The sequence below is a fragment of the Caballeronia sp. GAWG1-5s-s genome (assembly GCF_023631445.1).
Lineage (GTDB): Bacteria > Pseudomonadota > Gammaproteobacteria > Burkholderiales > Burkholderiaceae > Caballeronia.
In genome coordinates, this window is sequence record NZ_JALQDC010000028.1 from 45,234 (window position 1) to 57,098 (window position 11,865).

The following is an 11,865-nucleotide window of genomic DNA, read 5'->3' on the forward strand; positions in this document are numbered from 1 at the left end:
CATGCACATGTCCATGCCCATCGCCCCGATGATCATTCGCGGCGAAGTCATCACCGACAATCTGATCGAAGTGGGCGGGCGCGGCGGCGATCTCGCGTTCCTCACGCCCGACGCCCACCGCTACGCCGACGCGCTGCCGCTTTCCAACCCCGCGCGCCTCGCCGACCTGTACGCGCTGCGCTTCGAGGACATCCTCGACTATGCGCAAGCCCTCGGCGAGCGTCTCGACTTCGCGAAGAACCCTTACCTTCAGGAAGCCTGCGAGCTCTCGTATCTGACCGCGCCCGTGACGCCGAGCATCGTCAAGGGCGCGTACATAGGTCTCAGGAACCTGCTCGGCCGCGAGTTCATCACGGAGATGGTCGAGAAAACCGTGGGCATTCGCTATCTCGAAGGCTGGGTGAGAGAGCGCCTGCTCGACGGCACCGAGCTCGAAACCCGTTGCTTCGGCGCGCGCACGCTGCATATCGTCGCGGGCAACGCGGTGCCGCTGTCGCTCATCACGATTCTGCGCAACATGGTCTTGCGCAGCGACGCGATCATCAAGGCGCCGTCGAACGATCCGTTCACCGCGCTCGCCATCGCGCGCACGATGGTCGACATGGCGCCCGATCATCCGCTCACGCGTCACCTGAGCGTCGCGTACTGGAAGGGCGGCGACGAGGCGTTCGAGGCGCGGCTCTATCAGCCGCACAACATCGAGAAGATCGTCGCGTGGGGCGGATTCGCGTCGCTGCGGCACGTCACGCGCTATATCCAGCCGGGCCTCGAACTCATTTCGCTCGACCCGAAGCGCAGCGCGAGCATCATCGGCCGCGAGACGTTCGACGACGAGCGCGCGATGCAGGAAGCGGCGCTGCGGCTCGCGAGCGATATCGGCGCGCTGAACCAGAAAGGCTGCGTGTGCGCGCGCGTCGTGTACGTGCAAAGCGGCACCGACGCGGCGGGCCTGCAACGGCTCAACACCTTCGGCCGATACGTCTACGACGCCCTCGCCCGACTTCCGAACACGCTCTCGACGAAGCCGCGGCATTACGACCGGCAGCTCAAGGCGCACGTGGACGCGCTGCGCGTCGACGACGAGTGGTATCGCGTGATCGGCGGCGCCGATGGCGAAGGCGCGATCATCTGCTCGCAGCTTCCCGAAGCGGTGCCGTTCGCCGCGAGTCTCGACGACCGCACGGCGAACCTCGTTCCCGTCGATTCGCTCGACGAAGTGATGGACGCGGTCGACGCCTACACGCAAACCGTCGGCGTCTATCCGGAAAGCATCAAGGACGCGCTGAAGAACGTGCTGCCGCTTTACGGGGCGCAGCGCATCGTTTCGCTCGGCTACGCAGCGGCGATGAAGTGGCAGGCGCCGCAAGACGCCATCGAGCCGATGCGTCGCATGGGCAAGTGGATTTCCCACCAGATTGCATCGCCCGATGCGACGCCCGCGCCGTGGATGCGGCCGTCGATCGATCTCTGAGCGCCGCGCGCGCGCATCAACAATCCAACCACCGAGGACTCCATGACATCATGCACCGCTTTCGGCGTACCCGAAGCTCACGCCGATTTCACTCCGCTCAGTATCGAACGGCGCGAACTGCGCCCGGACGACGTCGCCATCGCCATTGCTTATTGCGGCATCTGCCACACGGACGCGCACTATGTCCACAACGACTGGGGCAGCTCGCGCTATCCGCTCGTGCCGGGCCACGAGATCGTCGGCCATGTGACGGCGGTCGGTTCGGACGTGCGGCAGTACAAGGTGGGCGACCGCGTGGCGGTGGGCTGTCTCGTCGATAGCTGCCAACATTGCGCGCCCTGCTCCGAAGGCGAGGAGCAAAGCTGCGCGCACGGTCCGACGCTCACGTATAACGGCCGCGACCGGCACACGGGCGAAGACACGTACGGCGGCTATTCGGAACACATCGTGGTGCGCGAGAAGTTCGTGTTGCGCGTGCCGGAGGCGCTCGACCTGCGTTTCGCCGGGCCGCTTCTGTGCGCCGGCATCACCGTATGGACGCCGCTTCGCAAGCACGGCGTCGGACCGGGCTCGAAAGTCGCGGTGGCCGGTCTCGGCGGGCTCGGGCACCTGGCGGTGAAGCTCGCCGTCGCGCTCGGCGCGGAAGTCACCGTCATCACGACATCGCCGGGAAAGATGAGCGACGCGCATGCGCTCGGCGCACAACACGTTCTGGTCGCGAAAGACGCCGAAGCCATGAAGGCGGCGGCGAGCCGCTTCGATCTCGTGCTGGACACGATCCCTAAGCAGCACGACGTCAACCCGTATCTCATGCTGCTCGGCCGCAACGGCGTGCTGGCGCTGGTCGGCGCACTGGAGCCGCTCGCGCCCATTCACGGCGCGTTGCTGATGATCAACAATCGCTCGATTGCCGGCTCCCTGATGGGCGGTCTGGCTGCCACGCAGCAGTTGCTGGACTTCTGCGCGGAGCATCAGGTGGTGCCGGACTGCGAGATGGTGAGCGTCGGTGAGATCAACACGGCGTTCAGGCGCATGCTCGCGAACGACGTGAAATATCGCTTCGTGATCGACATGGCCTCGATGAAGGACGCGCTTCGATAAGCAAAACGCCGCGCGCTTTCAGAAGCGCGCGGCGTTCCGGGCGACGCTCCCGCAGCGTCAGTGTTGCGCTTGCAGCACTTCGTCTTCGAGAATGACCGATTGCCCGAGTTCGGCCCACGCGCGGGCAGCCGACAGGTAACGCTCCTCGATACTGCCGCGCCTGATCTTCATCGTCGGCGTGAGCAGGCCGCTGTCGATCCGCCACGAATCCTTGACCACCACGATGAAGTCCAGTTTCTCATGGTCTTCCAGCGTCGCATTCACGTTGTCCAGCAACGCGCTCAGTTCCGCGCGCAACGCTTCGCGCGTCGCCGGGGCGTCGAGGTCGCCCTGTGCCGCCGCCGACAGCATCATGAGCGCGAACGGTTGCGCGAACGCCGGTCCCGTGACGCAGACCGCTTCCACCTTCGGATGACTCAGCCGGTTTTCGATCGGCGCCGGGGCCACGTATTTGCCCTTGCTCGTCTTGAAGATCTCCTTCACGCGACCGGTGATCTTCAGCCGGCCGATCTCGTCGAGCTCGCCGCGATCGCCCGTCTTGAAGAAGCCGTCTTCCGTGAAACTCTCGGCGGTCAGTTCGGGCTGGCGATAGTATCCGAGCATCATCGTGGGCGACTTGAGCAGAATCTCGCCGTTTTCGGCGATCTTGCATTCGACGTCGGGCATCGCCTGACCGGAATAGCCGAGGCGCACGAGGCCCGGGCGGCTGTAGTGCGAATACGAGAAGTTCTCCGTCATGCCGTAGACGTCCAGCAGTTCGAGCCCGAGCGCGCGATACCAGTTCGTGATCTGCTCCGGCAGCGGCGCGGAGCCGGTGAACGCGAGCCGCGTGGCGTCGAGGCCGAGCATGGTCAGAATCCGGCGCTTGAGCGCGGCGGCTTCGGGCGTGTCCGTATGCAGCACCGCCTGTTGCTCTTGCGGCAGTTTCGCGCAGATGCCCTGATAGAACTTGGTCCACAGGCGCGGCATGGAGATAAAGACCGTGGGCCGCGCCCGCAGCAAGTCCTGCGCGAACGTGGCGAGGCTGTCGTTGAAGAACACGCGAAAGCCGCGGCACAGCGAATTGGACTCGACGAAGGAACGCTCCGCCGTGTGGGCGAGCGGCAGATAAGAGAGCACGCGGTCGGCCGGCGTGTAGCCGCCGAAGTCGCCCGAACGCGTGGCGTAGGCGTAGATGGTGCCGAAGCTGTGCATGACGCCCTTCGGACGCCCGGTGCTGCCCGAGGTGTAGATGATCGTCGCGAGTTCGTCGGGCGAAGGCAGATGCACGTCTTCGAGCGGCGCGGTGTCGGCGACGATATCGCTCCACCACGACGCATCGGGCGTGGGCGGCGACATCGGCAGTCCGACGAGCCGCGCGTTCGCGGGAACCACCTTGCGGATGGCGTTCCATGCGTCGGTTACGCCGTCGAGCTTGCCGACGAATACCATGCGCACGTTGCAATGCTCGAAGACGTATTGGGCGGTATCGGGATTGATCGTGGGATAGAGCGGCACCGAAACGTGCCCGGCGAGCCAGATGGCCAGATCCGCGATGATCCAGTGCGCGCTGTTCTTGCCGACGATGGAGATGGAGCTGCCTGGCGGCAACTGTAACGAGCGCAGCCAGCCGGCCATGCGCCGCGCCTCGTCGCCGACGTCCTTCCACGTGTAGTCGACGACGTGTCCGTCCGGCGTCGGTTCGGTCAGATAGATCGCGTCGGGTTGCGCTTGCTCCCAGTGCAGAAAGCGATGAACCAGAGTTCCCGAATTCGTACCGCTCATGATGTCTCCCATTATTTTTTGATGATGTGCCGCGTCCGGGCTTGGTGGGCGTCTGCCGCGCGTGCCGCCTCGGCCGAAGGCTGACGCTCGCTCGCTGCAACGGTGCCGGCGCAATGCCGTCGCGGGCGCGCCGCCGTCGTACGCGAGCTGACACAACAATACGCTGATACCGTTCTGCGTCGCCCACCCGTAAATAGGGGGGACGCGGCAGCGGAAATGGATGAAGCGCGTGCTTAAGCGGGAGCGGCGCAGCTTAGGGCGAGCTCGGACTCGGATTGTATTCGGGAACATGCGCCCGGCGGCCGGGGCGCGGTGGCACGCAGCGGTGCCTGAATGACGAACGCGGCAGCCGCGGACTCCTCACGGAGCCGCGCGCCGCCGCGTGCAGCGCAGGCTCGCTTGCGCGAGCCCGGCATGGGTCGCCTGAACCTGTCGCTCAGGACTGAATGAACGCGAGCAGGTCGGCGTTGAGCGTTTCCGCGTTGACCGTCAGCATGCCGTGCGAGAAGCCGGGGTACGTCTTCAGCGTGCCGTTCTTGAGCAGCTTGATGGACTTGAGCGCGGCATCGGCGATGGGCACGATCTGATCATCTTCGCCGTGCAGCACGAGCGTCGGCACGGAGATGGATTGCAAGTCTTCCGTCTGGTCCGTCTCGGAGAACGCCTTGATGCCGTCGTAGTGCGCCTTGGCGCTGCCCATCATGCCCTGGCGCCACCAGTTCTGGATCACGCCCTGATGCGCGGTCGCGCCCGGACGATTGAATCCGTAGAACGGGCCTGCGGGAACATCGACGAAAAACTGCGCGCGGTTGTCGGCGAGCGCCTTCCGAAAGCCGTCGAACACGTCGAGCGGCAGACCTTCGGGATTCGCTTCGGTCTTGAGCATGAGCGGCGGCACGGCGCTGACGAGCACGGCCTTGGCCACGCGCCCCGCCGGTTCGCCGTGCTTTGCCACATAGCGCGCCACTTCGCCGCCGCCCGTCGAATGGCCGATATGCACCGCATTGCGCAGGTCGAGCGCCTCGACGACGGCAAAGGCGTCCGCCGCGTAGTGGTCCATGTCGTGCCCTTCCGAGACCTGCGTCGAGCGGCCATGACCGCGCCGGTCATGAGCGATCACGCGATAACCCTTCTGCACGAAGAAGAGCATCTGCGCGTCCCAGTCGTCGGAAGACAACGGCCAGCCGTGATGGAAGACGATCGGCTGCGCATCCTTCGGACCCCAGTCCTTGTAGAAGATTTCGACGTTGTCTTTCGTTGTGACGTACGGCATGGTCGTTTCCTTTTTGACGTTATAGAGCATGAGCCGGCGATCATTTTCCGGCGCCAATATGACAACCGCTACCGTGAGTGGCGGCTGGTACGACGAAGTACGCAACGCGATGTGGGGAGAGTACGGACGCCGGCATCTTGGTGGAAGAGCGGCGGATGCAATGCATTGTTGCACTGGTGCGACGTGCCTTGCAACGAAGGTGTCCGGATAACAGAGTTGGGGACGATGCGATGCTCAACGCTTAGCCGAATGAACGGCGCGGCGCGTTGCGCACGATGACGCCGCCGTGCGCGAAGCCGGTGCGAGTGTTCACTGATTCAGCGATATCTGCATGATTGCTGCGCCTGTCGTGCACCAGCAGTAAGCCGGTTGACGAACGTCTTGCGGTGAGTCCGCTATGCGCGGCCGATGAGATGCCTGCCGTCGTCCGCCGTTGCGCGTCACAGTTGCGTAGTACCGACCGGCTCGACCAGACTGCCGGTCTCGATGACGCCCTCTTCCACGACGCGAGCCGTGACGCCTCCGAAACCTCGCACCGCGTTGTATCCGCCGACACCGAACGTTTCTTCCATCCGCGAACAGGGATGACATTCACCCGTCACCAGAAGAACCGCGCCGCCGATGCGGACCTGCCGGTCCTTCAGCGCGTTCAGGTTGATGCCCTCGGTGACGATGTTGCGCCGAAGATCCAGTGGCGAGACGTGCTCGCGCCCGAGATGGCTCGCAATCGCCCGCAGACTTTCGGCTGCGATCAGCGTGACTTGTCGGTTGCCGCGCGTGCGGCTGTAGTGATCGCCTTCGAGCCCTTCGTTCGTCGATGCGCGAACCGAGCGCACTTCCACGAGCGGCGCGCGCCGCGCCGCGCGCAGGCCGATCCAGACTACATGGCCCGAGCGAACCGGCGCGAGCATGAGGCGAGTCAGCGGGGAATCGGGATTGAGCGGCATCGGTGAATGAGCGCAGCGCGGCAGTGGGCCATTCTCGCGCGGTTCAGCTATCGGCGCTGGTCGGCGTCCAGCCGAACGCGTCCTCGAAGCGCTCGCGAAACGGCGTCCGGATGCCGGCGGGCGATTGCCGGACATAGGCTTCGGCGCGGATGCGTTCTTCTTCGCCGAGCGATTGGAGGTAGGTCACCGCTTCATCGACACTCGGCATGCGGCCGTTGACCTCGCGCGATTTGGGCGGCAGCGCCGTCCAGATCACGGCGTCGGCCCCGTTGCGTTCGAGCCATGACGCGATGGCATGCGATTGCGGATACGCCATGCCATGAGGCGCGGGAATGCTCCCGATCCATTCGACTACATTGGCGCGGACATCCTCGCGCGCGCGCAACGCCTCGCGCGCGGCGTCGAGGGAGTCGAGAGCGACCCGTGCCCAAAATGTGGGTTGCAACGGTCCCGATTCCAGGACGACCAGACTCACGATCTCGCCGTCCGAATGACGCGCGAACTCCAGCGGAAGCAGCGCACCGCCCTCGCGCCATTCTCCGTCGATGGGGAACCCTTTTAGATTCCATAGCAACGACCCCCAAGCCACACAGACGATGTTCATGCCACTTCGCTTTCGATGTTGAGGCTGGAGGCACGGAGCACGCCGCGTGCCCATGAGATGCGGGGCGCGCGGCGCCAGCCATCATGCGGATTCGCGTTGACTGCCGGTTGGCGCGACGGCAAGCGTGGCCGGAGCCGAAGCGCGCCGCAATGCGACCAACAGCACGAGCGCCCCGCCGATCAGACCGAACGCCATCACGTCGAAAGCCACGTACAGGCTTCCCGTCGCGGACTGTATCGCGCCGACCGCCGCAGGACTGACGATGCCCGCCGTCGTGCCGATGCTGCTGATCATCGCGATGCCGCCCGCCGCGCCGCCCGGTTTGAGCAAGGCCGGCGGGATCGTCCAGAAGAGCGAGATTGCCGACAGTGCCGCCGCGCAGCCGACGCTCATCAGCGCGATGGACAACGCCAGATGGCCGCGCGCGAAGCCCAGCGCGATGAAGCAGCCGGCCCCGGCGCACATGGTCAGCGCGAGATGCCAGCGCCTTTCCTGACGGCGATCGGAACTGCGCCCGAGAAGGTACATGCCGGCGAGCGCCACTACATAGGGCAGGCTGGCTAACGCCCCGATCGTGCTCAGATTATCGATGCCCATGCTGCGGATCAGCGTCGGCATCCAGTAGGAAACCGTGTTGGATCCGCCGTAGATGCAGAAGTACACGAGTCCCATCACGTAGACGATCGGGTTGCGCAGCACCTGCGCGAACGATGCGTGTCCCGCCGCTTGCTGATGCTCTGCGGCCAGCGCCGCGGCGATCACCTGCTTCTGCGCGTCAGTGAGCCACTGCGCGCGGGCGGGCCGGTCCGTCAGCCAGAACCACGCGACGACGCCCATGACGACCGCGGGCATGCCTTCGACGACGAAGAGCGCTTGCCAGTCGCGCAGCCACGCGTCGTGGCCGACATGCGTCATGATCCAGCCAGCGAACGGTCCGCTGAGGATGCCCGCCACCACGCCCGACATCAGAAACGCAGCGGTAATGCGCCCGCGCAACGCGGACGGAAACCAGTAGCTGAGATACAGGATCATGCCGGAGAGAAAGCCTGCCTCCGCGACGCCGAGCAGAAAGCGCATCGCGATGAGCTGATTCGGGCTCTTCACGAACGCGGTCAGCATCGTGACCGCGCCCCACAGGATCATGATGCGCGTGAGCGTGGCCCGCGCGCCGGCACGTTGCAGATAGAGATTGGCCGGGACTTCGAACAGCACATATCCCAGATAGAACACGGCTGCGCTCAGGCCATAGGCGGCGTCGCTCAGGCCGATGTCGTGCGCCATGCCCAGCTTCGCGAACGATATGTTCACCCGGTCGATCGCGTTGATCATGAACGCGATGAGCAGAAACGGCATCAGGCGTCCGATCACCTTGCGATAAGCCGCGCTCTCCTCCTGCACCATAGCCCCGCCTGACAGCGCGGCCGGTTCGTTCAACTGGCTCATGAAGCTGCTCCTCACATGTTGATATGTTCTGGTTTGCGTAGAAGGATAATGCTTCGTACTTCGATGTATTAAACGCGTGCCTGAATTGCGTCATGCCTCGATGCGTCGCTCGCATGCACCGCCGTCTATCTAGCGGTGCATGCAGGCGTCATGCGCATCCGCGGGACACGCACGCGCGCCGCGTCGCGAACATCATTTCGATGCGGCTTGCGACGGTTCCGTTGCCGCGAGACTCTGCGCGCGCTTTCGGCCGGGCGCGCGTCGGACGGGCGCGTCCACTGGCGCGGGCGCTTCATTTGCCGATGCCACCTCTTCCTGCATGACGGCGGGCTCGGTCGCAACGGCCTGCGTCTCTGCGGGTTTCAGTCGGCGAATCGCCTCCAGTTCCGCGACGAGATGCCCGATGAGTTCCTGCGACTCTTCCTGCGACAGCACATGCCTGCACGCCGTGATGCCGAATTCCATCGACCCGGCGTAGCTTTGCACGGTGATGTTCACCGCGAGCCCGTGATACGGAATCGCCACCGGGTAGTAATGCACCATGCGGGCGCCGGCCATATAAAGCGTGGTCGGCAGGCCGGGAACGTTCGAAATCAGCACATTGGCGACGCTCGGCAAGCGGCTCTGCAAATCGGTTCGCCCGAAGAGCGAAGCCATGCCCGTCATCAGCCACGGCGCGCCGAAGACCGGCACCTGCGCGCCGAGCACCGGCTTCAATTCGCGGACGATGGCCTTCGCCGACTCCGACGACGCGTGGATCGCCTTGAAGCGCTCGGCGCGGTCGGCAATGTCGGTCGCGAGATCGACGCGAACCGCGGACACCTGATTGTTCATGGACCGGTCGTCGTCGCTGCGCAGGCTGACCGGCACCATCGCGATCAACGAGCTGTCGGGCAGCAAGTTGCGCTCGGCCAGAAAGCGCCGCAACGCGCCGCTGCACATGGCCATGACGAGCGTGTTCACCGTGCCGCCCACCGCCTTGCTGAGCGACTTCATCTCCTCGAACGGCAAGGACATGGTGGTGAACGAACGCTGATTGGTGATCGACGCATTGAAAATGGTCTTCGGCGCGATCCCGAGGTCGAGGCTGCGCTTGTCCTCGGTCAGCTTGCGCGAAGCGACCGCCTGCGTCGCGGTGCCGAGCGCCATGAAAGCCGTCGGCAGCAACGCGCCGATGTCGCTGTACATCTTCGTGGTGTTGGAGACAGCGGCCTGCAACAGTTCAATGACGCCGAGCGGGTTCGCGTGGCTGCGGCGCGTGCGGCGCGCGGGCGGCACCTCGCGGATCACCGGAGAAACGTCGTACAGCACCTTGCCCATTTCCACGGCGGCCTTGCCGTCGATGGTGCTGTGATGCACCTTCGTGTAATACGCGATCTGGCCGTTTTCCAGGCCGTCGATCACATACGCTTCCCACAACGGCCGGCTGCGATCCAGGAGCGACGAATGCAGCCGGGCGACCAGCTGCTCCAGTTGCGCCATGGTGCCCGGCCGACGCAACGTGAGACTGCGAACGTGATAGTCGATATCGACATCGTCGTCTTCCACCCAGATGGGATCGGCCAGTTCGAACGGCATTTGCGCGAGCTTCCGGTGAAACAGGCTGCACAGATGCAGGCGCTTGGCGAGCACCGCTTTGACGTCCTCGAAAAAATCGCCGTTATAGCCGTCCGGAAGCTCGAAAAGCATCAGACTGCCGATATGCGTCGGCGTCTCGGGTGTCTCCAGATGCAGATACGAAGCGTCCGTGCTGCTCAGATGGTCCATTACCGTGTCTCTCGTATTCATATAGTTTTCTGATGCCGATGGCACTCCGTGACCCGGATCGCTCTCGCTCCGGGTACGCCTGCCGATGGCCATTACGACATTTGCGACGTCTGCGACGTTTGCGACTGCTGCTGCGCTTCCGACGGCTGCAACGATCCTTGCAGATTCGTGACCCTTTCCTGCACACGGTCTTGCAGCACCTTCCAGGTCCTGTTGCGCACGGACCCTTCCAGCTCGATCAGCTCGCGTATCCCCTGCATGGCCCGCGCGAGCGACTTCTGCCCGATCTCGGCGCGCTGTGCGATTGCCTGCGGACCCGTCAGGCCGTTGATGAGTTCGGTCCATTGCGCCAGTTCTTCGAGCAGCAGCGCGTTGCGCCGCTCGACGATGGCATGGAAGCCGTCGTAGGCATCGCGGTTCGCCTGAAGCAGCGCGTCGATATCCTTGCGATGCGATTCGGCCATCGCCGACCAGTTGAGATAGCGCGCCCGGAGGCGTTCGATGAAATTGCCATAGGCGATCAGGCCCGGCGGAAACGCCGGCTGTTCGGTTTGCGGCGTAGGGTCCTGCGTCGTCGTGCTTGCCATGCATCCTCCTCGAGCGGGTTGTACAGGTGTGGAACGCTTTGAATGCGGGAACTCAGGCGGCGGCAGGCCGCTGGCCGTCCCCACGAGCCGGGTCGCCGTACACGAAACGCCGCCAGCCGGCCTCGCGGTCGAAGGGCCGCCACTGGCCTTCCGGCTGCGCGAGTCGGTCCGCGATTGCGTACAGCACCGCGGGATGGTGACCGAGACCGCAATGGCTGCTTTCGACCTCGATGTTCTCGGAGGTCGCGCTCACGCGTTCGAGGCAGCCCTGCCATGCCACGACGCCGTCGCTGCGGCTGTAGATCGCCGTGCTCGGCACGGGCGGCGGCTCTTTCATGAGTTCGCGTTGCGGCCAGTCGTCGGCTTTGCGCCCGCTTAAGTGCTCGTAGCAGCGCCAGCCGTGATTGGCTCTCGGCTCGCCCGCGAACGGACTGCCCAATGTGATGACGCTGCGCACGAGTTGCGGCGCATGGCGGGCAAGCTCCCGCGCGAACACGCCGCCGAGACTCCAGCCGATCACGCTGACTTTGCGGCCGGCACGCTCGGCGATGTCGGCGAGTTGCGCGCGCATGTTGTCTTCGACGCCGGAGCGCGGGCCGAGATTCGCGCCGAGCGTCCAGCCGAGCGCGTGATAGCCGCGATTGCGCAGGAACATCCGCAGGAGCCGGGTCGAGAAGTCGCTCGCGCCGAAGCCGGGCAGCACGAGGACCGGATGCCCGTCGCCGGTCGGCGCGAATTGGAGGAACGGGACGGCCGCGTAAAAGGCGCCGAGCTCGCAGATCGCGCGGGATTCGAGCATCAGAAGAAATCTCGACGGCGGCGCTGAAGGGTCGGACGGGGAATCCATGAGCATTCCTTGTTTGATTGAGGGTTGCCGCCGCGCATGTCGAACGGTCTGTTGCATGCCG

Annotated in this window: 10 protein-coding genes; 2 read left to right on the forward strand and 8 right to left on the reverse strand. The window is 64.8% G+C overall.

Annotated elements, in window-relative coordinates:
• Positions 1 to 7 precede the first annotated feature (7 nt).
• Positions 8 to 1,471 (forward strand): acyl-CoA reductase, encoded by a 1,464-nt coding sequence (locus NCR34_RS19575; protein WP_248324263.1) that lies wholly within the window; start codon positions 8 to 10, stop codon positions 1,469 to 1,471.
• Positions 1,472 to 1,513: 42 nt separating this feature from the next.
• Positions 1,514 to 2,572: an NAD(P)-dependent alcohol dehydrogenase gene (locus tag NCR34_RS19580; protein WP_248324264.1), complete on the forward strand. Its 1,059-nt coding sequence runs from the start codon at positions 1,514 to 1,516 to the stop codon at positions 2,570 to 2,572.
• A gap of 57 nt (positions 2,573 to 2,629) precedes the next feature.
• On the opposite strand, the gene NCR34_RS19585 is transcribed toward NCR34_RS19580, so the two are convergent.
• From NCR34_RS19585 to NCR34_RS19620, 8 genes are all read right to left on the reverse strand, one after another.
• Positions 2,630 to 4,336, reverse strand: coding sequence for an AMP-binding protein (locus NCR34_RS19585; RefSeq protein WP_248324265.1), 1,707 nt, complete (start codon positions 4,334 to 4,336; stop codon positions 2,630 to 2,632).
• Between the two features lie 436 nt (positions 4,337 to 4,772).
• On the reverse strand, positions 4,773 to 5,609 hold the full coding sequence (locus tag NCR34_RS19590) for an alpha/beta fold hydrolase (RefSeq protein WP_248324266.1): 837 nt from the start codon (positions 5,607 to 5,609) through the stop codon (positions 4,773 to 4,775).
• A 440-nt stretch (positions 5,610 to 6,049) separates the two neighbouring features.
• Positions 6,050 to 6,556, reverse strand: a complete 507-nt coding sequence (locus NCR34_RS19595; protein ID WP_248324267.1) for an MOSC domain-containing protein — start codon at positions 6,554 to 6,556, stop codon at positions 6,050 to 6,052.
• 43 nt (positions 6,557 to 6,599) lie between these two features.
• Positions 6,600 to 7,214, reverse strand: coding sequence for a hypothetical protein (locus tag NCR34_RS19600; protein ID WP_248324268.1), 615 nt, complete (start codon positions 7,212 to 7,214; stop codon positions 6,600 to 6,602).
• Between the two features lie 27 nt (positions 7,215 to 7,241).
• Positions 7,242 to 8,603, reverse strand: a complete 1,362-nt coding sequence (locus NCR34_RS19605) for an MFS transporter (protein WP_248324269.1) — start codon at positions 8,601 to 8,603, stop codon at positions 7,242 to 7,244.
• A 192-nt stretch (positions 8,604 to 8,795) separates the two neighbouring features.
• Positions 8,796 to 10,391: a WS/DGAT/MGAT family O-acyltransferase gene (locus NCR34_RS19610; RefSeq protein WP_248324270.1), complete on the reverse strand. Its 1,596-nt coding sequence runs from the start codon at positions 10,389 to 10,391 to the stop codon at positions 8,796 to 8,798.
• 71 nt (positions 10,392 to 10,462) lie between these two features.
• Positions 10,463 to 10,957, reverse strand: coding sequence for a phasin family protein (locus NCR34_RS19615; RefSeq protein WP_248324271.1), 495 nt, complete (start codon positions 10,955 to 10,957; stop codon positions 10,463 to 10,465).
• A gap of 52 nt (positions 10,958 to 11,009) precedes the next feature.
• Positions 11,010 to 11,804 carry an esterase/lipase family protein gene (locus tag NCR34_RS19620; RefSeq protein ID WP_248324272.1) on the reverse strand — a complete coding sequence of 265 codons (795 nt, stop codon included), beginning with the start codon at positions 11,802 to 11,804 and terminating at the stop codon, positions 11,010 to 11,012.
• Between the last annotated feature and the right edge of the window lie 61 nt (positions 11,805 to 11,865).

What these genes read in the sequence shown, in the direction of transcription:
- NCR34_RS19590 (WP_248324266.1), bottom strand. Translation starts at nt 5,609, where the DNA reads ATGCCGTACGTCACAACGAAAGACAACGTCGAAATCTTCTACAAGGAC.
- NCR34_RS19615 (WP_248324271.1), bottom strand. Translation starts at nt 10,957, where the DNA reads ATGGCAAGCACGACGACGCAGGACCCTACGCCGCAAACCGAACAGCCG.
- NCR34_RS19600 (WP_248324268.1), bottom strand. Translation starts at nt 7,214, where the DNA reads ATGGGCACGCGGCGTGCTCCGTGCCTCCAGCCTCAACATCGAAAGCGA.
- NCR34_RS19585 (WP_248324265.1), bottom strand. Translation starts at nt 4,336, where the DNA reads ATGAGCGGTACGAATTCGGGAACTCTGGTTCATCGCTTTCTGCACTGG.
- NCR34_RS19610 (WP_248324270.1), bottom strand. Translation starts at nt 10,391, where the DNA reads ATGAATACGAGAGACACGGTAATGGACCATCTGAGCAGCACGGACGCT.
- NCR34_RS19575 (WP_248324263.1), top strand. Translation starts at nt 8, where the DNA reads ATGTCCATGCCCATCGCCCCGATGATCATTCGCGGCGAAGTCATCACC.
- NCR34_RS19605 (WP_248324269.1), bottom strand. Translation starts at nt 8,603, where the DNA reads ATGAGCCAGTTGAACGAACCGGCCGCGCTGTCAGGCGGGGCTATGGTG.
- NCR34_RS19595 (WP_248324267.1), bottom strand. Translation starts at nt 6,556, where the DNA reads ATGCCGCTCAATCCCGATTCCCCGCTGACTCGCCTCATGCTCGCGCCG.
- NCR34_RS19620 (WP_248324272.1), bottom strand. Translation starts at nt 11,804, where the DNA reads ATGGATTCCCCGTCCGACCCTTCAGCGCCGCCGTCGAGATTTCTTCTG.
- NCR34_RS19580 (WP_248324264.1), top strand. Translation starts at nt 1,514, where the DNA reads ATGACATCATGCACCGCTTTCGGCGTACCCGAAGCTCACGCCGATTTC.